General features: G+C 66.2%; 12 protein-coding genes. 6 read left to right on the top strand and 6 right to left on the bottom strand.

Going from position 1 to position 22,780, the window contains the following annotated elements:
• Positions 1-23: 23 nt before the first annotated feature.
• From IGS55_RS22105 to IGS55_RS22090, 4 genes are all read right to left on the bottom strand, one after another.
• Positions 24-13,661, bottom strand: a complete 13,638-nt coding sequence (locus tag IGS55_RS22105) for a filamentous haemagglutinin family protein (RefSeq protein ID WP_230518949.1) — start codon at positions 13,659-13,661, stop codon at positions 24-26.
• 174 nt (positions 13,662-13,835) lie between these two features.
• Positions 13,836-14,783 carry a FecR family protein gene (locus tag IGS55_RS22100; RefSeq protein WP_230518950.1) on the bottom strand — a complete coding sequence of 316 codons (948 nt, stop codon included), beginning with the start codon at positions 14,781-14,783 and terminating at the stop codon, positions 13,836-13,838.
• Positions 14,776-15,333, bottom strand: a complete 558-nt coding sequence (locus tag IGS55_RS22095) for an RNA polymerase sigma factor (RefSeq protein WP_034753775.1) — start codon at positions 15,331-15,333, stop codon at positions 14,776-14,778. Before IGS55_RS22095 ends, IGS55_RS22100 begins: the two co-directional genes overlap by 8 nt.
• A 2-nt stretch (positions 15,334-15,335) precedes the next feature.
• Complete coding sequence (locus IGS55_RS22090) at positions 15,336-15,998, bottom strand: secretin and TonB N-terminal domain-containing protein (RefSeq protein ID WP_230518951.1); 663 nt, start codon at positions 15,996-15,998, stop codon at positions 15,336-15,338.
• Positions 15,999-16,258: 260 nt separating this feature from the next.
• Between IGS55_RS22090 and IGS55_RS22085 the strand changes: the two genes are divergently transcribed.
• The 5 genes from IGS55_RS22085 (at position 16,259) to IGS55_RS22065 (ending at position 20,555) form a co-directional block, all read left to right on the top strand.
• Positions 16,259-16,624 carry a hypothetical protein gene (locus IGS55_RS22085; RefSeq protein ID WP_230518952.1) on the top strand — a complete coding sequence of 122 codons (366 nt, stop codon included), beginning with the start codon at positions 16,259-16,261 and terminating at the stop codon, positions 16,622-16,624.
• 94 nt (positions 16,625-16,718) lie between these two features.
• On the top strand, positions 16,719-19,067 hold the full coding sequence (locus IGS55_RS22080) for a Tex family protein (RefSeq protein WP_070221739.1): 2,349 nt from the start codon (positions 16,719-16,721) through the stop codon (positions 19,065-19,067).
• A gap of 4 nt (positions 19,068-19,071) precedes the next feature.
• Complete coding sequence (locus IGS55_RS22075; RefSeq protein WP_230518953.1) at positions 19,072-19,542, top strand: GNAT family N-acetyltransferase; 471 nt, start codon at positions 19,072-19,074, stop codon at positions 19,540-19,542.
• A gap of 106 nt (positions 19,543-19,648) precedes the next feature.
• Positions 19,649-19,960: a Grx4 family monothiol glutaredoxin gene (gene grxD, locus IGS55_RS22070; protein WP_034753766.1), complete on the top strand. Its 312-nt coding sequence runs from the start codon at positions 19,649-19,651 to the stop codon at positions 19,958-19,960.
• Entirely contained in the window at positions 19,953-20,555 is a 603-nt protein-coding gene (locus IGS55_RS22065) for a UbiX family flavin prenyltransferase (RefSeq protein WP_230518954.1), read from the top strand. The genes grxD and IGS55_RS22065 overlap by 8 nt, the downstream gene beginning before the upstream one ends.
• Before the next feature lie 184 nt (positions 20,556-20,739).
• On the opposite strand, the gene IGS55_RS22060 is transcribed toward IGS55_RS22065, so the two are convergent.
• Together IGS55_RS22060 and IGS55_RS22055 are read right to left on the bottom strand one after the other, a co-directional pair.
• On the bottom strand, positions 20,740-21,066 hold the full coding sequence (locus tag IGS55_RS22060; RefSeq protein ID WP_230518966.1) for a hypothetical protein: 327 nt from the start codon (positions 21,064-21,066) through the stop codon (positions 20,740-20,742).
• 89 nt (positions 21,067-21,155) lie between these two features.
• Complete coding sequence (locus IGS55_RS22055; protein ID WP_034753756.1) at positions 21,156-21,563, bottom strand: hypothetical protein; 408 nt, start codon at positions 21,561-21,563, stop codon at positions 21,156-21,158.
• A gap of 712 nt (positions 21,564-22,275) precedes the next feature.
• On the opposite strand from IGS55_RS22055, the gene IGS55_RS22050 reads away from it, so the two are divergent.
• Positions 22,276-22,680, top strand: a complete 405-nt coding sequence (locus tag IGS55_RS22050; protein WP_046683171.1) for a MerR family transcriptional regulator — start codon at positions 22,276-22,278, stop codon at positions 22,678-22,680.
• Positions 22,681-22,780: the final 100 nt, after the last annotated feature.

Raw genomic sequence — 22,780 nt, 5'->3', positions numbered from 1 at the left:
ATGTCATCAAATGTTCATAAAACTCACGGTTGCAGTCCGCGCCGCTCGTTCGGCGTGAGCGCCTGCAGCTGCGGCGCCGTCAACGGTCCCGCGCCCAGCACCTGCACCACGCCGGCCGGCTGGTAGCTGGACGCGTGCGGCTCGCCGCCCTGCTGCTTGCCCGCGCCGCCCTCATCCGCCTGCTCGTTGCCAAAGCCCAGCACCTTCACGGTGAACAGCGACGGCAGCGCCTGGCGCGTGGCGGCCCGTTCGCGCTGCAGCACGTCCTGCGCCGCCGTCACGGCCTGTGTCGCGGCCGCGCTGGCATTGCTCAGTGCTCCCACGTTCACCGAGGCGACGGTTGGCACGCCTGTGGATTTGCCCTGCACCTGAATGTTTTCCGCATTCACCACCTGCAGGGCGGCCAGATTGACGTTGCCCGAGACGCGGATGCCCGCCTCGCCCGCATCGATGCTGCCCAGCGGGGCGATCAGGTCGATGTCGCCGGGCGGTACCTCCGGGATCGGGTTCAGCGTGGCGATGCCGGCGCCCGTCGTCGGCGTGCTCGGCGACAGGCTGACGAGGCCGATGCTGTCGTAGGCGCGGCGCTGCGGCGTGTAGACGACGGTGGACTTGGTGCCGCGGCCCGCATTGATGTCGCCCGTGGCCGACCAGGCCAGGATGTTGCCGCCGAACGTGGTGAAGATGCGGCTCTGGCCCAGCAGGATGCTGTCTTTCGCATACATCTGGATGTCGCCCTGTCCCTGCGTCAGCACGCCCGAGCCTTCGCCCGGCGCATAGCCGCCGTCGACGCCGATCAGCGCGCGGCCGCCCGGCACCGTGATGCCGATGTCGCCGCCGAAATCCGTGTGGATGCCGGCATCGTTGACGGTCACGTAAGGCACGTTGTAGTCGGGACGGCCCGCCTCGGCCCATTCCTGCGGGCTCAGGTAGCGCACGCCCGCGACGGGACGCTTGGTGAACACGCCGCCGTATCCGTTGACGGTGTACAGCGCGCTGCTGAACATCGTCAGATCGCCCTTGTACTCGATCGTCTTGCCCGCCTTGTCCTGCGCCGGGAAGAGGGTGGCGATGGCTACACGGCCGCGCAGATAGCTGCCGCGGCGCGCGCCGTCCGCATCGTTGTACTCGCGTCCGGCCGCCTTCAGCTCGGCAAAGTAGACATTGCTCAGGTACACCTGCTGCTGTTCCTTCGGCAAGGCGGCAAAGAAGCTGCGCGCATCGGTGGCCGGGTCGTAGCGGATGCCCAGGCCGCTGTCGCCGCCAAAGCGCGTCGTCAGCCAGTTCACCAGGTGCAGCTGGCTGACCTGCGCGTATTCGCGCGCCAGGTCGCGCCGCACGCCGCCCGTCTGCGCCCCTGCCTTTTCCAGTTCGGCCTGCTTGGTGCCGAGGAAGGCGGCAGCGCCCGCCTCGTCGCCGCTGTAGGCAAACTGGCCGCGCAGCCAGTCGGCCAGGGTCAGCTTGCCGCCGTAGACATACACGGCGCTGCCGGCCTGGTCGGCCAGCGGCTTGCCCGGGTCGGCCAGCTTGGCCGGGTCCAGGTAGCGCGCCGCGAAGGCCGCATAGTCGGGACCGTTGCGGCCCACGCCGGCGGCCACGCTGATACCGGCGCCATCGCCGCGCTTGTCCTGGCCGACATTGACGATGGAGCCGAGGCTGCGCAATTCCGCCTTGTCGGCCATGTACAGGTCGCGCCCGGCGCTCACATTGAGCTGGCCCGGCCCCGCCACATAGAAGGTGCTGTAGCGGATATCGCGCCCGGCGCTGACGACGGAAACGTCATCGGCATGGCGGTGCACGAACAGATTGCCGCGCGCCGACGAGCTGCCGAAGACGACCGGCTTTTCCGGCAGCTCGGGACTGTTGGCAAAGGGCTGGCCGGTCCATCCCGCCGCGCCGTCCGGCACGCTCTCGACGCTGCCGAGCGGCGTGCCGGAGTTGACGATGTCGCGTCCGGCCCGCACGGCCACGGCGCCGCCGCCTTCGTACCACACGCCCAGCGGACCCGTTTCACCCTTCAGCTTGCCCCGGTACACGATGCCGCCCGTGCGCAGGCCGACGATGTCGCCGTTGTTGGCATAGAAGTGCGCAGGCAACTGGCCTGCCGGCACATAGTCGGAAACCGTCGGCGGCGTCATGCTGAACAGCGGATACACTTGCTGATTGGCATCGCTGGCGCCATTCGACGTCGTACCAAACCATTTCAATGCCCCCGGCGCCAGCGCATCGGCGCTGACGTTATGCAGCGGCAGCAGGCCGAACCAGACCTTGTCCAGGGCGCCGACAAAGCCCGGATTGAACGGATTCGGCAGCAGGCGCGGGTCGGCGCCCGATGGCGTGATCGGATAACCAGCCGCATGGATGGAGTCGGCGGCCAGCATTTCCAGCTGGCCCGCGCCCGTCCTGACAAATTGCGGCGCCACCGGCGAGGGTGCCAGGATCACGCCGTTTTGCGGCATGTCCACCTTGCCGCCATCTCCCAGCCTGCCCAGGCTGGCATTGCCGTAGTACAAGCTGCCGCTGGCGGCCACGGCGCGCAGCACGGACGGCATGACGAAGCGTCCGTCCGTCGGCGCATGGTTGTCGCCGGCCATCGCATTGATCCAGGACGAGGTGGGCGTCAGGTTGCCGCCCGCGCTGAACAGGTCGATGGCCGTGGCCGGCGTCCACAGCGAGAACCAGCTCCAGCCTTCGCCGGTGCGCTCCACGCCCAGGTAGCTGAACGGCGAACCATAGCCCAGTTGCTTCACGCGGCCCGCATCGGCCACGCCGCCCAGCACCACGTCGCCGCGCGCATCGATGCGCACACCGCTGTCGCCCGGCACCAGGATGGGCCCGCCGCTGGCGATCGCCGTGCCCGCCGTGTAGGTTTCGTACGGCCGCGATTCCGTCGGATCGGCGCGGTCGAAGCGCAATTCGATGCCGCCCACGGCGCCCGCTTCCAGGCGCAGCGCGCCGCGCAGGTTGGTGAGCGTGCTGTTCAGGCCAGGGATCTGGCGTTCGAAACGCGTGTTCGGGTTAGGACGGTCGCTATTGCTGTCGAAGCTGCGCACCTCGGCCACGGGGTTCAGCCCGCCGCCGATGCGGATATCGAGATCGCCGCCGCCCGTCAGCAGCAGCTTGCCGTCCGGCGTCACCCTGCCCGTGCTGCCCACGGCCACGTTCAGGCCCTGGCTGCGCGGCGCGAACTCGCCGCCCGGATCGGCGCGCGAGGCCAGCATGCCGGCGTCGCCGCCCGCCTGCAGCAGCAGATTGCCGCCGCCCAGGGTGCCGATGCCCGTGAAGCCCGACAGCCCCGGCAAGCCCGAGAACAGGTCGACGCCTTCGGGACGCGCGACATAGGTGCCGAAATTGATCCACCATGCCGTCGGCACGCCGCCCCCCGTGCTGCCGCTGCCCTGGCGCCACAGCCAGGTGCCGATGTCGCTGGTGTCCTGCTGCGCGCGCAGCCAGCCGATGGCATCCTCGCGGCGCTGGGTGGAGCTGCCCAGCGTATCGCCCTTGACGTCGCCCTGGGCGCGCAGCAGCAGATTGCCGCCATGCTCGGGATACCAGGCGCGGTACAGGCTCTGGCTGCCGCCATCGACAAACGGCGTAAAGTCCGTGCCCAGCGCACCGAGCAGCTGGCCCTTGGCGTTCAGGCCGCGCGGCAGGTTGAACAGGTCCTTGCCGCCGACCAGCGGCGAGGCCGACTGCGTGCCCGCCGTGTAGACGCCATACAGCGAACGCATGTCGAAGTCGCCCGCGGCGAGCAGATCGAGGTCGCCCGTGCCCGTGCGCAGCACGCTGAACAGGGGCTGGCGCGCCGGCTCCACGGTCGTCACGTAGTCGGGCGGCGTGCCGTCGGCTACCTTGACCACCAGATAGCCATAGCTTTCCAGCATGTTTGCCTCGTCGCCAAACCAGCTAATGTCAACCTCGCCTTCCGGCCATCCTTCGGCAATCGCCGCCTCGCTGAAGATATATTTGTTTGGCAAACCCGTGCCCGGCACGACGGTTTTCACCGTGCCCATGCCGTAATGCGCATCGGCCAGCATCAGATGGGCGTCCTGCGCATGCGGTTTCAACGCGCGCGTGTCGGCCGCCGCCGTATCGGCGCCGCCCACCAGGCGCAGCGACCACGCTTGCGAACCTTGGGCCAGCATGGGCGCCAGCGCCAGGTTGCGGCCCTGGCTTCCGCTGCCATCCGCGCTGCGCAGCGACACCATGGTGACGTCGCCCGGCAGCCTGACCACGGTGCCGGCGGGCAGCACGCTGCCCTTGTCCAGCGCCAGCGCCGAGGCCAGCACCACGCCATTGACGGCATTCGTGCCATCGGCAACGTCCCACGGCCGGCCTTCCGGGAAGGGCAGGGCCACGTTCGCCGGCCACACCATGGCCTCCACCTGGGCCGCGCCAGGCAGGCGCAGGCCGGCATCGAGCTGCATCCCGCTCGATAAGGTCAACGCCTTGGGCAAGACCGTGCCGGCCGCGTACAGCACGCTGCCGTCGGCATTGCGCACGGCGCCGCCCAGCACGCTGCCTGCAGGCAAGTTCAACTCTGCCGTCAAGGTGGCGCGCGCCGCCAGCAAGGTACCGCTGCGCAACTCCATGGCTTTCATCGGCACGGCGAAATTGACGCTCGTGCCCGATTTGAAATAGGTGTTTTCGGCCAGGGTCACCAGGCCCGCTTGTGGCACGACGACCTCGCCGCCCCACGGCAGCCGGCCTTTCACCAGTTGCCAGCCCTTGTCATCCATCGTGACGGGCAGGACGCTGGTATCGAAACCATCGGTGATGCTGCCAAAGACGCTGAGCTTGCCGCCGGCGCGCAGCACCAGCGCACCGGCCTCGCCCGAACCGTACACGCCGCTCAGGCGCGCCAGCGGATTGACGCCGTCGTAGCGGTGGCCGGACAGGTCGATGTCGCTATCGATATGCAGGTCGCCGCCCGGCGTAGCGCTGACGATCTCGACACCGGGACGCAGGTGGAAGGCATTGGCGTCGCCGCGCAAGCCGCGCAGCTTGTTGTTCATCAAGTTGCCGTTCGCCAGCGCATTAGCCATGAAGGCCTGGCTGTCCGCGTGTTTCTCGTTCAGGTAAGCCTGGTTGATGCCCTGGTAGCTGCGGCCGTCCGCATCCTTGCCCGTGCCCGCTGGCGCATCCTTGTATTGCCAGAAGGCATTGACGTTGATCGTGCGCGCGCCGGCGATGTTCAGCGCACCGGCTGCGTCGATGTCGATGTCGTCGCCCGTGGCGCCGCCCAGGCGGCGCGCGTTCAGGTCGATGCTGCCGTAGTTGCCGCCCTTGTCTCCGCTGCGCAGGTCGAAACGCGCGCCGTTTTCCAGGGTCAGGCGGCCGCCAGGCGCGGCCAGTTCGATCACGGCGCGGTTCGGCGCCTCGATCACCTGGCCATAGCTGTCCGCGCGCAGCACCGTGCCGTGCGCATCGAGCACGGCGCCGGATTGGATGGTGACGCCGTCGCGGCCGGCCAGGCGGATGCTGCCCACCTGTTCGCCGCTGGCGTCGATGCGGCCATTCACCGTCAGGCTGCCGGCATCGACGGAGACGCTCACTTCGCGCGCCTTGAGCTCGTCGCCGATGGTCAGATTGCCCTGTTTGAGCTGGAAGCTGCGGCTGCCGAATACCTTGCCCGTGTTCAGGCGCTGGTTCAGGCCGGCGAAGTCGCCGACATGCTGGGCGCGCAGCTCCAGGCCGCCCGCCGCGTAGGCGACCTGAGTGCCGCCCGCGTCATAGCTGCCGCTGGCGCCTCCCAGCAGGCTGCCGCGCAAGTCGGCCGTGCCCGCCGCCTCGCCCGCAGCGATTACGCTGAGCTTGCCGGCGCGGTTGTTCACGGCCGACACGTCGATCACGGAAGCGGCCGCCTGACGCACGTCGCCCTCGCGGCTGTCGAGGATCACGTCGCCGCCCCAGCTGTACTTGCTGGTGTCGTAGAAATCGATCTTGCGGCCCGCCAGGTCCAGCTTGGCCTTGTCACCCAGCAATACATCGCGCTCGGCCGACAGGGTCAATTTTCCGCTCGGCAAGACCACCGCCGTATCCACGCTGACGCTGTTACCGCTGAGGGCCACTTCGGCGCCCAGGGCACCGGCCAGCGCCGCGTTCGTCGGCGTGGCGGCGGCGGCACCGGCCGGTGCGCTCACCTTGACGGCGCCGCCCGCCGTGATGCGGTTGACGGAACCGGCCGCGCCCGTCAACAGCGGCGTGTTGATCAGCAAATCGCCGCCGCTGTAGCGGTAGCCATTGGTGGCCGTATCCCACGCGCTTTGCGACTGATAGACGGACAGGCCGCCCTTGTTGTTGGCCGTCAGCTGTTCGCTGGCATTGAGCGCCACCTGGCCGAAGCCCAGCACCAGACGGTCCAGCTTGTGGATGGTGTCGGGACGGCTGTCCGGCGTGAAGCCGAATTCGATGCGCCTGGCGTCGACCTGCAGGCGGCCGCTGCCCGTGCCGGGGCCATTGGCGACGACGGCGCCGGGCGCATTCGTCGCGCCCTGCCACACGAGGGTGTCCGTGTGGATGCGCGCCAGCGCGTCCGTGCCGCCATAGCCGTAGATGGCGGGCGTGTTGAGCACCAGGCGCGACAGCGACGACTTGCCCGTAGCCGCATCGATGGTCGACAGCTGCGACGAATCATAGAAATTGAAGGAATTGCGCGCCGTCAAACCCAGGTTTTCCAGCGCCGGTGCGCCCGTGCTGGTGTCGCCGCGCAGCAGGCGGTCGAGCACGCCCTGGTTCAGCGCCAGGCCGTCCGGCAGGGCGCCGCGCGCGCTGGCGTCGGCCAGCGACGCCTCGCTGCCGACATTGATCGCCCCCATCGCCAGCACCAGGTTGCGCGTGCCGTAGCGCACGTTGTCGCGCAGGGTAAACGCGCGCTCCGTCACGGCGGCGATGGTGCCCTCGGAATACAGCGAGGTGCTGCCGCCGCAGGCGCCGCCCGCCTTCGCACACGCGCCGATATCGATGATGCCGGGGCCATACGATTCGGACGACGGCGGCGCGGCCGGCAGCATGTCCAGCCAGCCGTTCGAGACGGCCAGCACGCTGCCCATCGGCTCGTACACATAGCCGTCGCGGGAATCCCAGGCGGCCTTGCCGCGGCCCAGCGTATTGATGCCGGAACCCTGCTCCAGGACGATGCCGTCGTCTTTTCTTGCCGTCACCAGAAACACTTCGGCCGCCTTCAGCACGGCGCCGTCGCGCAGCACGATGCCGCCCGCCGATTCCTTGATGGCGGCGATATTGGCGCGCTGGTTGCTGCCCGTGCCAAATTCGCTGTAGGTCACGCGCGGCAAGCCGCCGATGCCCACGCGCTGGGCGCCGAAGGCATTGATCTGCGAGGCATGCACGGAGACGCCATTGAAATCGGCCAGCGGCGCCGTGCCGTCGGCCAGCACCTCGTAGCGCGTCGACGCATGGTTGCCCGTGCCCAGCAGCAGGGAGCCGCCGAAGCCGCCCTCGGCCGGCGCATACAGGGCGTTGCCATCCATCATCAACGGCGTATGGTTGTCCTTGACGCTGTGCACGGACGGGGCGATCAGCTGCACGCGCACGCCCTTGGCATCGCGCTCCAGCATGGCGCGCGGCACGCCGTCGCGCGTGGCCTGCGCCACGGCGAAGGCGGCATAGCCCGTCTCGTTGTATTGGGAATAGGTGCGCAGCACGTCGGCCGGCGTGAGGATGGCTTGTTGCGCCACCACGTCGCGGATCGCCGTGCCGGCCACGCCCGTCTGCGCCGCCGTCGCATACGAGCCATTGCGCATGGCCACCGTGCCGCCCGCCTCGACGGCGCCGGCCAGGCCATTCAGTTCCACGCGGAAAGCACCGGGCAGCAGGGCGAAATTCGACGGCAGCAGGGTGTAGGTGCCGGCCGCCAGGCCGGGCACGCCCGCGGCTATGGTGATCTGGCGTCCCACGGCGGGCTTGCCCGCGCCTTGCTCGGCCGTCAAAGGCGCCACGTCGGGCTGCACGCTGGGAACGATGGCGTACACGGGGTTGGTGTTCAGGCCGGGCAAGGTGAAACCGCCGTTCGGCTTCATCTGCACCAGCGGATTGAGGCGCGCGTCGGTGGAGCCGCCGCGTCCGGCCAGGAAGGCCGCGCCCGTCAAGGTGCCGCCGCCCGACATGTCGAGCACGGCGCCTTGTTGCACGTCGATGGCGGCGCCCGTCAAGGCGATCTCCGGGCCGTTGCCCACGCCCTTGAACACGACATCGTTGCCGTCATACAGGTAGCTCAAGCCATCGAGCGTGCCGCCGTAGGGCATCGTCAAGCCTTTCGCGCTGACGGACGTCAGGCTGCCAGGCAACAGATTGACGCGGCCCGTATTGGCTTCAAAGCCTTCGGCGCCCAGGTTGATCTGGCCCAGCGGCGCGCGCAGCACGCCATGCTGGTTGATGGTGGGCGCTACCAGGCTCAGGGTGCCGAACACGGAGAACGGCTGGTTCGGCGTGGCGCCGTCGCCGCTGCGCCCGATATTGAGCGTGCGCAGGGGGTCGAGCGTGACGCGGATATTGCCGTATTCGTCTATGCCGCTCTTCTGGCCCACCGTGACCATGCCGCTGTCGCCCATGGCCGGGTAGATCTGCGCGGCCACCAGGGTGGCATTGCCGGGCTGATACAGGGCGGCGCTGTTCGACAGGCGCATGTCGCCGCGGCTGCTCAGGGTCAGCTGCTCGAAGGCGTCGCGTTCGACCACCAGGTCGGCGCCGCTGCTCTGCGCGATGGTGCCGCGCGTACCCATGTTGACCTCGCCCGCGATATCGAGCATGCCCGCATCGATCTGCAGCAGGGAATCCTCGGCCACCAGCGGCACGCCCAGCATGCCGCGTCCCTTGCCCAGGTTCTTCGAGCCTTTCACGGCATTGGGCACGATGTAGTCATCCTTCTGCGCACGCGCGACCGTCCCCAGGCGCACATACGGCGCCGCCAGATGCACCTGGCTGGCGAGGCTGCCCGCCTTGTCTTCGCCATCGGGCAAAGGCTGCTGCGCCAGTCCCAGCGAACTGGCACTCAGGCGCAGGCTTTGGCCCAGCGACAGATTGACGTCGCCGTCAAAACTGAGCATGCCGTTCACGTGCAGGGCCAGGTTGTCGAAACCGCCCGCCAGCACGCGATCGGCGCCCAGGCGCGCGCTGCCGTAGCGCAGCGCCGCATCCTGCTGGCCGGCGCGCAAGTCGTCGGGCAAGGCGCTCTCGCCCTGCACCTGCGCCAGCTGCATTTCGCGCGGCACGCGCACCGCGTTGTCCACGTTGTCGCCTTGCAAGTTGTAGCGGTTGACCTTGCCATAATTGGGCGTGTCCAGCGCCAGCGCCAGGGTGCCGCCGGCCGCCCCGGCGCCACCGGCCGCCGCCCGCAGGGTACCGTCGGCGAAGATGCCGTTATACGAACTGAGCGAGATCAAACCGCCGTTGCCGGCCACGTTGACGGTGCCCTGCTGCGGCAAATCCAGCGTGGCGTGCGCGCCGCTGGCGTCGAGCAGCGCGCCCGGACGCACGACGACAAAGGCATCGGCCGCGTCGACGCTGGCCGCATCGGCCTTGTAGCGGGCGCCGATTTCGATGCTGCCGCCCTGGTCGGCACGGCCATAGCGCCCGCCGCGCATGTCGGTGGCGACCGTGGCGCGGCCGGCCACGTCGAGCACGGCCTTGTCGCCGATCCAGATCGAGGTGGCTTGTCCCTTGCCGTTCGGCACATCCACCTCATTGCCCGTGCCAAACGTGCCCGGCAGGACGGCGATCTTACCGCCCCAGGCGTCGAGGCGGCCGTCAATGGTGATCTGGTCATTGCCCGTCAGGCTGATCTGGCGGCCCGGATCGACCTTGATGGCGGCGCCTTCCTGCACCGCCAGGGCGCCCTTCACGTAGGAGCTGCCGGCCGTCAGCGACAGGTCGGCGCCGGTACGCTGCGTCAAGCGGGCCTTGCGCGCATCTTCCTGGTACAGCTGCGGCGTCCACAGTTCCAGCGCGGCGCCCGGGTCGGTGCCGCCTGCCACCGTGTGGCCGGTGGCGGGATTAAAGCGCAGCACGGGCATGGTGACGTCGATGTGCGCGTCCTTGACCACCACCACGCCATCGCGGCCCGTGACGGCATAGTCGGCAAAGCCGCTCTGGAACAGGCTGGCGTCCAGCGCCAGCAGCGGCTTGACGGTCACGTCGCGCCCCAGCATGGTGCCGGCCGGCAGCAGCATGCCGCGCGGCGCGCGCAGGTCGTCGGCGGCGATGCTGCCGGCCGCATACTGCGTCGTCACCGGCGGGATCGGCAAGCCGTTCGGAAAGATCGCCGCCGAGACCACGAAGCCGACCGGCAGGTTGTTGACGGCTGTCAGCACGCTGCCGGCGGGGGCGATGGAACCCTGGTAGACAGACGTGCCGCCGGCGGTGACGACATAGGCGCCTGGCGGCACCAGCAGGTCGGCTCCCAGCACCAGCGGTTTCTGCGCCGACACGTCCGCCGTCACGGGTTTGCTCAAAACCTGGCCCGGCTTGATCAGGCTGGTACTGAGCGCAAAATCGAAGGGGATCTTCTCGCCCTGGGCGATCAGGAATTCATCGGCCAGGCGCAGGCCGACGGGCGCGCTGCTTCCTCCTCGCAGCACGTCGCCGCCCTGCAGCTTGCCGCCGATGCTGACGGCCGCCCCGCTGTCGATCACCAGGCGCCCGCCGCCCTTCACGCCATGGCCGCGCAACTCGCCGTCGAGCTTGAGCAAGGCGCCCGTCGGCGTTTTTTCACGTGGCAAGTCGACGGCCAGGGTGATGTCGCCGCCCCGCCCGCCCTGCAGGCTGCCATTGCCCATCAGGGCGGCGCCGGACGAGACGTCGATGACGCTGCCGCCCGTCAGGTCGATGCCGCCGGAGCTCTTCAGGGTAACCTTGCCGCCATTCACATACGGCAAACCGGCGACCGCGCCCGGGTCGAGTTCCAGGTTGCTCCACAGGCCGCGCGCATCGAGACGCACGCCGGGCGCCACGCGCACGCCGGCCGTTCCCGTGGGATGGTTGTCCGGCACCAGCTTGCCTTCAGCCCATACGTCGCCCGCCCCCGCCAGGTAGCGCGAAACGATGTCGCCGGCGGCGATGCTGCCGCCGCGCGCGCTGACATTCGCCTTGATGGCCACGTCGGTGGCGTGCAGGGCGACATCGCCGCCATCGGCCACGCGCACGTCGGCATTGACGTCGAGCTTGTCGTAGGCGTAGATATTCAGGGCACCCAATTCCAGCCCGTTGAGCCAGTCCGCATCGAGCTGCAAGGTCTTGCCGCGCGCGGCCGGCAAGGCTTCGCTCAGCAGCTGGCCATCGGCGATGCCCGCCACCTTGCCGATCTCGACCTTTTCCAGCACGGCTTGCGGGCTGTCGCGCAGCTGGCCCGCCTTCGGATCGAAGACGGGCGTCATTTTGCCGACGATTAATTGACCGGCACGCGCCGCCGCCGTCTGCGCCTGCTTGTAGCTGTCCATGCCGTCATCGCGCTTGCGCTGCTGGCGCTCGCCCTGGAAGACGGAGGTGTCGATATCGCCTTCGAGCACGGCGGCGCCCGTGGACACGATCAGGCGGCCCGCGTCGCGGCCCACCGTATAGCCGTTTTCCAGGCGTTCGCGCGGGCCGATCAGGGCATTCGCGTACGTTTCCGTCGTGTTCGCGCCCCAGCGCGCATGCGTGCTTTCATAGCCGCGGTACAAGCCCGTGTACAGGTTGTCGCCGGGCGCCGTGCTGAGCTTGTACATCGCGCCATCGGCGCCCTTCAGCCACGTCTGCTTGACCATGCCCGTCTGCACGTCCAGCGAACCGCCGGCGATGTTGATGCGCGAACCGGCCTGCGTCACCACTTCGCCGCCGCCAAAGCCGACGGTGCCGCCCTGGGCCGCCCATTCGCCGATGCCGTGGCCGCTGGTGTTCAGGTAGCCGCTCACTTCCAGCAAGCCGCCGGCCGTGTACCAGCGGTCCGTGGCGTAGCCGTTGGTGCCGGCCGGCACCAGCACCAGGTCGCGGCGGTCAACCCACACGTCGCTGTTGTTCAGGTATTTCGCGTCGCGGCTGCCCGGTGCGTCACGCTGTTCGTTGCCTTGCACGTTGATCAGCACATTGTTGCTGCTCATGTCGACCTTCACGCCGACGGCGCCGGAGACGTCGATGGCGGCGTCGCGCGCCACGTGGCTGCGGCGGGCCGCATCGGCCAGCACCTGGCCGCCCGTGGCCAGGGTCAGCGAATCGCCTTCGAACTCGATGTTGCCGGCGGAAACGATGCGCACCAGCGACTGGTCGCGCCGGTCCTGCGGCGTATCCGTGCCCTTGCCCGTGTCCTTCAGCAAGGTATCGCGCTGCACGTCGAGCGCCGTGGCGCCGTTGTCGTCGATGACAATGGCGCTGACGCTGCCGCGCGCCAGGGTGACGCCGGCATTCTCGCCCGCCGCCGCCAGATGGATGCTGCCGCGCCCGTTGACGCTGGTGCTCGACAGCAGCACGCCATCCTGGCGCAGCGTGTTGCCGCTCAGCGTGATGTCGCCGCCGGCCGCCTGGATCAGCCCGTTGTTGACGACGCTGCCCGCCTTGCTGTCCGCCACGCGCAGCATATCGACTTCATTGCCGCGCGTGCTCGAATACTGGTTCTTGTCCGTGCCCTGGCCCGGGCGCACGATGATGGCGTCGCCGGCGGCCAGGGTGGTCTGGCCGTTCGGCGTGGTGATGGCGCCCGCATTGTCGACGCCGCGGCCGGCCAGCAGCACATAGCCGCCGCCTTCCGTCACCGTCTGCGGCTTGCGCGTGTCGATGCGCGCGCCGGCGGCGACGATGACGTCCGCCTCGGCCTTGCCATGCGTGGAGGTATTCTGGCCCAGCAGCAAGTCATTCGCGAAGGTCGGCACGGCGCCCGTGCCCTGCGCCTTGCCGTACAGGCCGCTTTTGAACTGGCTGTCGCTCATGCCCATGGCGGCCGCCGCCAGGTTGCGCGTATCGACCTGGCTGCTGCCCGTAAACACGATGCCGTTGCGGTTGACGATCATCACCGTGCCGTCGGCCTTGATCTGGCCCTGGATCTGGCTGGGGCGCGCCAGCGGATCATTGACCCGGTTTAATACGGACCAGTTCGATTTCTGGTCGAATTGCAAGCTGGTGTTCTTGCCGACGTTAAAACTTTCCCAGTTCAGTATCGCCTTGTCATCCGTCTGCACGACCTTCACGACGGTCTTGCCGTCGGCCTGGGTCTGCACGGGGCCCTGGGCATTGAGCCAGCCGGCCGTCAGGCTGTTCGTGTCGACCTGCAAGCCGCCCTTGACCAGGCCATCGGGCGCGCCGCCGGCGGCCAGCGCCGCCTGGCGCGCGGCCGCCTGTACCGCCTGTTCGGCGGCGATGCCGCGCGCGGCCAGCAACAGGTTATTCAGCGATTGCTGCAGCTTGCCTTCGGCCTTTTGCTGCTGCAGCAGGGGATTGTTCAGCGAGGTAGCCGGCTGGCCATTCGGCAAGCGCCCCGTGGCGGCGGCCGTGCCCTGCTGCGCGCCCTTGCCCGCGAACCAGGCGCCGCTGAATGGCTGCTGCGCCTGCGCGCCGCCCGCCTGCAGCAGCATGGCGACGGCCAGCGCCAGCGGTTTCAAGCGCACCGGGCGCCCGTTGTGGCTGCCCGCCATGGCGGAGGAGGATGCGTGTTTCGTGACCGACTTGCTTCGCTGCATGGCGACATTCCCTTTTCATGTTCCGTTGCTGACCGATATCGCGAGGCGGCGCGCGGCACGCACGGGGGCGGGCGGCAGGCACTGATTCGCGGCTTCCAGCAGCATTGACAGGGAACAAGGTCCGGGACTGCAAAAGGTCATGAAAATGTCATAATTGGCGCCAGGCCTTTGCGCTCAACCAAACAGCACGATGCCGCCAGGCAGCCGCGTCACGCGTGCGCCATACGCGTCCTGGATCAGGGCGATCACGTCGTCGAGGCGATCGAGCGAAAAGCTCGCTTGCACGCGCGTGTGTTTCAAGGTGTCGCCATTGAGGATCAGCTTGCCGGGGCGGTAGCGGTTCACTTCATCCACCACCTCGGCCAGGGTGCTTTGTTTGAAGACCAGCAGCCGCTGGCGCCATGCGCTGACGTCGCCCTTGGCCACGGCGCGGGCGATGCCGAAATGCTCGGGCCGGTAACGCAGCTGCTGGCCCGCCGCCAGTTCCGCGTCGTTGCCCGCCTGCGCCACGCGCAGGCGGCCCGCCAGGCACGTCACGCACACTTCCTGGCCGAACAGGCGGATATTGAAACGCGCGCTGCCGGCCGACACGGTGCCGTCGCCCGCCTGCACGCGCACGCTGGCCGCGCCGCGCAAGCCGGCCTGGAATTCCGCCTCGCCGGCCAGCAGCACCAGCGCCGCGGCGCCGTCCTGCACGGGCGCCACGTCGAGCCGCGTCTGCGTATTCATCTGCACCAGCACGCCGCCATCGAGCGCCACTTCGCGCTGCTCGCCCGTGCCCGTGGCGTAGTCGGCGGCCAGACCCGCCACGGCCGGCCACAGGTCCGTCGGCGGACGCAACACCAGCAAGCCCAGCGAGGCGGCCACTGCGCCACCGAGCCAGGCGCGCCGCGCCACGTTGACAGGCGCCTGCGCCCGCTTGACGGCGCGCGCGGCCGGCGCCATGGCGCCCCACACGGCGCGCGCCTCGGCAAAGGCCGTCGCATGCTTGCGGCTGCGCGCGCACCAGTGACGGAACACTTGCGCGTCGCGCTCGCTGACCTGGCCCGAGGCCAGGCGCACGACCCACGCCTGCGCTTCCTTCTGGATGACACCCATGTCGTCTTCCGTTTGTTCAATCATGATGTTTAGACGTTTTTCCCGCGCCGGGACCGAAGCGCTGGATGAAATCGCGTCCCATGCGTTCGCAACAATGTTCGAGTCCGGCGCGCAATTCCTTCTCCACCGTGCGGGCGGAAATGCCGAAGCGCTCGGCGATGTCGCGGTGCGGCAACTGGTCGACGCGGGCGGCGATGACGATGGCGCGCCGGCGTTTCGGCAACTCCTGTAGGGCCCGTTCCAGTTCTTCCAGTTCGGCGCGCGCGCTGAAGGTGCGGGCCGGGTCGGCCAGCTCGTCAGCCATCTCGTACAGATCGTCGATATCGGGCAGGCTGAGCAGGCGCGCATTGTCGCGGCGTTGATCTTCCGCAATGTTGATGGCGATGCGCATCAGATAGGCGGACGGATAGCTGATCGCCTCGGGCGCCGTCATCCGCTCCACCCGCAAATACGTTTCATGCAGCGCGTCATTGGCCAGGTCTTCCGAGCCCAGGCGGCGCTGCAAATGGCGGCGAAACTGTCCGTAGCGCTCCAGGAACAGCTTGCGCAAAGTGGCTTTCAGCAAATCCGACATGGTCAAAGCACCCCAGGCAAGAGGTAGGGCGCGCAATCGGCATCCGGGTCGGGCCGCGGCGTCAGTAAAATCGTCAGCGGCTGCGGCAAGCCCGCCGGCGGCGCGCCATCCATCAGCAGGCTGCGCAAGCGCTGCAGCACGGCACGGTCGCGCTGTTCCACGCCGCTCGGTTCGAGCACGTGCACGGCGCGCACTTTGCCCCGCTCGTCGAGCCACAGCTGGAAGGCCAGGCGGTAGCGGCCGAAGGCGTCCGGATGCAGACGGCACAGGGCGCGCGTGAGCGAGCGCTGCAGGACGGCCGCATAGCCTTGCAATGGTACGGCGGCGGGGGCGGCTTCGGCCGGCACGGGCGCCGGCGCCACGGATGCATCGGCCAGCGCCAGCAAGGTAAACGCGTTGCTGCCGCTGAAGCGTGCGCCCAGTTGCGTACCCGCCAACAGGCGCTGCAGCGCTTCGGCCGGCGTGTAGTCGCCGCGCACGGGCGAGGCCACTCTGCCGGCCGCCAGCTGACTGCTGACGAGCACGGAATACCCGGTCACTTCGCCAAACGCCACCAGGGCCGCATCGAGCGGCTGGGCGGGCAAGTCGAAGCGCAGGGTTGCGTGCGCGGCGGCGTCAGCACCGTCCGCGCCCGCAGCCGGCCGCACGAATGTCATCAACGTCATCAATGTCATCAGCAAGCAGGCGGACAGGGCATTGCCCTTTGCGGCGCGGCGGTGGCTTAGTGTCATTTTCCAGGGGACGCAACGAAAAGTCCTGCTCATGAAGTGTCTTGACTGCAATAGTTCAAGCAGAATGGCAGGATGGTAGCTTCATAAAATGACAACTGCATGACATGGCATCAGCCCGCACCCCGGCCTGTGTCATCGCCGCGACACATGACCTTGCTATGCTGGACGCTGATTCCACCGTTCCGGGAGCCGCCATGGCACGCCTGTTCTTGAGTGTTTTATTCGCTTGCGCCACCCTGCCCGCGCAGGCGGACGAGCACACCGTCGTCGTGAAGGCCGCCGCGCCGCAGAAGGGCTGCGTGGAAGTGGAAGTCAATGGCCAGCGCACACAATCGATGTCTTGCCTGAATGAAAAATTATTGCCGGATAGCAACACCATGAACCGGCAGCCACCCACCCTGTCCGGCGCCGAAGCGGTCATGCAGCGTCCGTCGAACCAGCTGGGCCTGTACAACCGCGCCGCCCTCGAACACCGCATGGGCAATGCCTTTGGCAAGTCCGTCACGCCGCAGAGGCCGCCGGCTCCCGCGCCCGCCAGCCCGCTGCTGCCGCCCCGTTGAAGCGCTTGTCAACGCACAGTCCATTTGCGCTGTCAAGATTGCGCAATCGCGCCGATTGCGTATCATTCCAGGCTTGATCGCTCTGGAAACAACCATGCTGCCCACTATCGAACAACGCCTTGCCCTTGAACTTGCCGCCAAACCGGTGCAGGTTGCCGCCGCCATCGAACTGCTCGACGAAGGCGCCACCGTGCCCTTCATCGCCCGTTACCGCAAGGAAGCGACCGGCGGCCTCGACGATATCCAGCTGCGCCTGCTCGAAGAGCGCCTGCGCTACCTGCGCGAGCTGGAAGAGCGGCGCGCCGCCATCGTGGCCTCGATCACGGAACAGAACAAGATGACGCCCGAGCTGCTGGACGCCGTCATGCACGCGGAAGACAAGACGCGCCTGGAAGACCTGTATTTGCCATACAAGCAGAAGCGCCGCACGAAGGCGCAGATCGCCATCGAAGCGGGCTTGATGCCGCTGGCCGACGGCTTGCTGGAGAACCCGGAACTGACGCCGGAAATGGAAGCGGGTAAGTTCCTGCGCGACGCGTTTACTAGTGCCGATGGCAACAACCCGGGCGTGGCCGACACCAAGGCGGCCCTCGACGGCGCGCGCCAGATTCTGATGGAGCGCTTCGCCGAAGACGCGACCCTGCTGCAAACCTTGCGCGAATACGTGCAGGAACACGGCATCGTCGAATCGAAAGTGGTGGAAGGCAAGCAGGACGAAGGCGAAAAATTCGCCGATTATTTTGATTACTCGGAAACCATTTCCACCGTGCCATCGCACCGCGCGCTGGCGCTGCTGCGCGGCCGCCGCGAAGGCATCCTCGACGTCACCCTGCGCCTCGACACAGAAGCGGAAAAACCGAAATGGGATGCGCCGCACAATCCGTGCGAAGGCCGCATCGCCGCCCGCTTCGGCATCAAGCAGCAAGGCCGCCCGGCCGACAAATGGCTGGCGGACACGGCGCGCTGGACCTGGCGCGTGAAAAGCTTCATGCACCTGGAAACGGAACTGATGGGCGCGCTGCGCGAACGCTCGGAACTCGACGCGATCAACGTCTTCGCCACCAATCTGAAAGCGCTGCTGCTGGCCGCGCCGGCCGGCCAGCGCGCCACCATGGGCCTCGATCCTGGCCTGCGCACGGGCGTCAAGGTCGCCGTGGTCGATGCCACCGGCAAAGTGGTCGACACGGCCGTGATCTACCCGCACCAGCCGAAGAACGACTGGGACGGCTCGCTGCATACCCTGGGCCGTCTTGCCGCCAAGCACAATGTGTCCTTGATTTCGATTGGCAACGGCACGGCCTCGCGCGAGACCGATAAACTGGCGCAGGATTTGATCAAGCAGCACCCGGAAGCGAAGATGACGAAGATCGTCGTCTCGGAAGCGGGCGCGTCGGTGTATTCGGCGTCCGAATTCGCTTCGAAAGAGTTGCCGGACATGGACGTGTCCCTGCGTGGCGCCGTCTCGATCGCGCGCCGCCTGCAAGACCCGCTGGCCGAACTGGTCAAGATCGACCCGAAATCGATCGGCGTGGGCCAATACCAGCATGACGTGAGTCAAAGCCAGCTGGCCCGCTCGCTCGATGCCGTGGTGGAAGATTGCGTGAATGCCGTCGGCGTGGACGTCAACACGGCGTCCGCGCCCCTGCTGGCGCGCGTGTCCGGCCTGTCGGCCAGCGTGGCGCAAAGTATCGTCACCTACCGCGACATGAAGGGCGCGTTCACCTCGCGCGCAGCCTTGAAGGCCGTGCCGCGTCTGGGCGACAAGACCTACGAACAGGCGGCCGGCTTCCTGCGCGTGATGGGCGGAGAGAACCCGCTGGACGCCTCGGCCGTCCACCCGGAATCGTACCCGCTGGTGGAAAAGATTCTGGCGGACATCAAGAAGGATATCAAGGCCGTCATCGGTGAGACCGCCTTGCTGAAAACCCTCAGCCCGGCAAAATACGCGGATGAAACCTTCGGCGTGCCGACCATTTCCGACATCCTGAAGGAACTGGAAAAGCCGGGCCGCGACCCGCGTCCGGAATTTACCACCGCCACCTTCAAGGAAGGCGTGGAAGAAATCCGCGACTTGCGCCCGGACATGATACTCGAGGGCGTGGTCACCAACGTGGCCGCCTTTGGCGCCTTCGTCGATATCGGCGTGCACCAGGATGGCCTCGTGCACATTTCCGCCCTGTCGAACACGTTTGTGAAAGATCCGCACACGGTGGTCAAAGCTGGCCAGGTCGTGCGCGTGAAAGTGCTGGAAGTCGACGAGAAGCGCAAGCGCATCGCGCTGACCATGCGTTTGACGGACAGCGCGCCGCAAGCGGGCAGCAAACCCGAGCAGCGTGGCGACCGCAACGACCGCCGCAGCATGGCGCAGCACCAGTCGCAGTCGCGCAACGCGCCCGAGCCGGCCGGCAGCATGGCCGCCGCGTTCGCCAAGCTGCGCGGCTAAGCCCATGGCCGCCAGGCATGACCTTGTCATCCTGGCGGTGGACGCCGCCAGCCCGGATGCGCAATTGCTGCTCGATGCTTTGTCAGAGGCATTGCTGCGCATCAACGGCGACAGCGGCCGCTCTTCCTTCGATGTCGAAGCGGCAACCTTGCGCGGCGGCTTTTACCTGGCCCGCGATGCGGCTGGAGGACTGCTGGGCTGCGCCGCCCTGCGCCCGCTGGGCGAAGCGGACAGCGCCGTAGGCGAACTCAAGCGTATGTATGCGCGCCCGGGTTCGACTGGCGTGGGCGCGGCCCTGCTGGCCCATGTCGAGGCGCAGGCGCGCCGGCATGGCTACCAGGCCCTGCACCTTTCCACGCGCGTGGCGAATACGCGCGCCGTGGCGTTTTATGCCAAACACGGCTATGTGCCGGTCATTGCCTGGGGAAAATATGTAGGTGCGGCACAATCGGCCTGCCTGGGCAAGACCTTATAAGCGTCAACGTGGCTGACTTGCCCGATTTATGACTTGAGCGCATACCCGTGCCGGCGTTTTCTTATAAAATGACGGCATCTATTTATTTACCCCATCAGAGGCAGCTATGAGCGACGTACAAACCTGGATCAAAGAAACCGTGACGAACACGCCGGTCGTGCTGTTCATGAAGGGCACGGCCCAGTTCCCGCAGTGCGGCTTTTCCGGCCGCGCCATCCAGATCCTGAAAGCGTGCGGCGTGGAAAACATCGCCACCGTCAACGTGCTGGATGACCCGGAAGTTCGCCAGGGCATCAAGGATTACTCGAACTGGCCAACCATTCCACAGCTGTATGTCAAAGGCGAGTTCATCGGTGGTTCCGATATCATGAATGAAATGTTTGAATCGGGCGAACTGAAGTCCCTGCTGGATGCCTGATAGCCAAACGCAGCGGCCGCGTCGTATCGTCGTGGCCATCACGGGCGCCACGGGCGCCGTGTATGGCTTGCGGCTGCTGCAATTGCTAGGCGCCACTCCCGGCGTCGAAACGCATCTGGTCCTGTCGGATGCGGCCGTATTGACCCTGCACCAGGAAACGGGCGTGGGGCGCAAGGACGTCGAAGCGCAGGCGCACGTGGTGCACAAGCTGCGCGACATCGGCGCGTCGATCGCCAGCGGCTCGTTTCAATCGGATGGCATGGTCGTCGCGCCGTGCTCGATGAAGACGCTGGCGGCCGTCGCGCATGGCTTGTCGGATAATTTGATCACGCGGGCCGCCGATGTGGTGCTCAAGGAGCGCCGCCGCCTGATCCTGATGGTGCGCGAAACGCCGTTCAACCTGGCGCACCTGCGCAATATGACGGCCGTGACCGAAATGGGCGGCATCATCTTCCCGCCCTTACCGAGCTTCTATCACCACCCGCAGAGCATTGCGCAGATGGTCGACCATACGGTGGCGAGGGTCATCGACCTGCTCGGCATCGAGCACGTCCTGGCACCGCGCTGGAATGGCCTTAAAGCGTCAGAAACCTGACATCACCAACGCAATCAACTTATAAGCGGGGAAACCCCTGCCAAGTCACGCTGCCTGACAAAAGCGTAGCGAGCGGCAGTGAGGCTCGGCGCCCCCTTGTGGCCAAGAAGCGCAACCGTGCTCCAGCACGGTGAGCATCGCCGGCCGCAAAGCGCGACGCGCAGTAGCTTTGGTCAGGCATCCCTCACCGCTTGTCGAACTGATGAGCACTTGCCTGCTTCAAATCCCTGGCTTCTTCAACCATCCTGCGGTGGGCGATCCGTTTGCGCATCACTTCCGCATGTTGCGCGGCAGTCATGGGGGGCACGGTCATCAAGTCCTTCAGCTGCGCGGTATTGCTGTAGTTACTTTTCATAAGACGGCTCAAATGCTCGGCTCCGTAGTGGATGAACTGGCTGCTTCCGATGTGATTATGCGCTGGTATTGGCCGCTGCGCCGCCGCACGCGGGATTATTGTCAAATAATTCCGCTGCAGCGCAACATGCGAGGTCTTATTGTGCGGCAAAATCATGTCTCCAGTATGACCTTGCGCAAATAAAAGGACAGGGGGAGCACCGCCAGCGAAAGGCGGACGGTGCCGGCCGGGGAGGGCCTGGATGCTTACTTTTGGTAGTTGACTCGGACCAGCATGCGAATAAATTCTCGCGCGATTTGACGATGATGTTCATCTAATCTTTGCAAATCGGCAATCAATTTCACATCGGCGGACTCAAATCGCGACAAAGCGCTGCCCGCTTCGCCATTCGGCGTGGCGCTTTCCGGGCCGCCAAAACGCAACCATTCCGCCGGAACGCCCAACCATTGGGCAATCATGCGCAATTTCTCTTGCGTCGGAATTGCTTCACCTACTAACCATTTCCTAGCTGCATGCACGGTAATCGGGCGCCCGTCGAAACGGATATTGAATTCCCGGGCCAGTCTGGTCGGGCTGTCTGGAGAATAATGGGCGTTTTTGAGAGCCAACTGAAGTCGCTGGCTGAAGCTTTCGCGTTCGTTAGAAGAATTCATAGGTGTACTATTTCATGTTGTAACATGAAAGTCAGTTTCTTGAATGACCATACAGATTGTTACATTTGAAAATAGCATCAATTAACAATTAACACTCCGGCCGGGCTTTCCAAGTCAAAAAGTGGGCCGAATTTTCTCTTGCGATTCTGCGTGGCTTCGGGTCAAATTCGCGGCTAGCCTTGATTTTCGCACTGCAGCACGATTCAAAGCCTCGGTTTGGCATTACAACGTACGGTATCGGATAATGCCCTCCTCTACCGATACATGCAATGCCCATGTCATACAATTTCTTGTAGACAAAGTTTTCAGAAGGGCCATTTTGTTTCCAATATAGAAACGACATCAACAACGTGCTCATGGTGAAACGTTGTTTTTTGACCGTGCTTATTGGAAAGAATCTGCGCCTAAAAATTCTACTGCCATCGCAGCGAAAAGAATGTCGCCGTTATGCCAGGAAAGCTCTTTTTGGTGTCATCTTGGCCACCAACTCTCGATCTTAAGCGCGTTTGTGCGAGAAGAATCAATTTATTTTCAGTAATTGTTGCCTGATTCGCCAAATTCTCCCGTTCACGCCTTCTTTTTTCTTTGTTGCAGCACGGGCAGGGCACGCTACAATAGTATTGACGTTGACGTAAACGGCACTTTGCCACCCATTGTCTCTCAGCACTCTTCCAGCGACCGACCACCCATGCAACCGACACCGCCCGCACCCATGACGACCTATACGATTACCGAACTGGCGCGGGAATTCGACATCACGGCGCGCGCCATCCGTTTCTATGAAGACCAGGGCTTGCTCAGCCCGAAACGCGAAGGCGCTGGCGGACGCAGCCGCGTCTACACGCCGCGCGACCGCACCCGCCTGAAACTGACCCTGCGCGGCAAGCGCCTGGGCCTGGCGTTGTCGGAGATCAAGAGCCTGGTCGATATGTACGAGTCGCCGAAGGACACGCGCGCGCAGATGGACCGCTTCCTGGGCGTGCTGGCGCAGCACCGGCAGACCCTGGAGCAGCAGCGCATCGATATCGAAATGGCGCTGGCGGAAATCAGCGCGCATGAAGACGCGTGCGCGCGCATGCTGGCGGACTTGAACCTTGATAAGGCGCAAACCAGCTAAAGGCGCAGGCAGCGGACAACTGCCGCGCGTATTACTTTACGTTTACGTAAACGTCACAACTGAGTATCATAGCTTCACTGACCCGGCACCCATGACCGCC

Source organism: Janthinobacterium sp. EB271-G4-3-2 (assembly GCF_020858035.1).
In the GTDB taxonomy this organism is placed as follows: Bacteria; Pseudomonadota; Gammaproteobacteria; order Burkholderiales; family Burkholderiaceae_D; genus Janthinobacterium; species Janthinobacterium aestuarii.
This window is presented reverse-complemented; position numbering and strand designations above follow the sequence as displayed.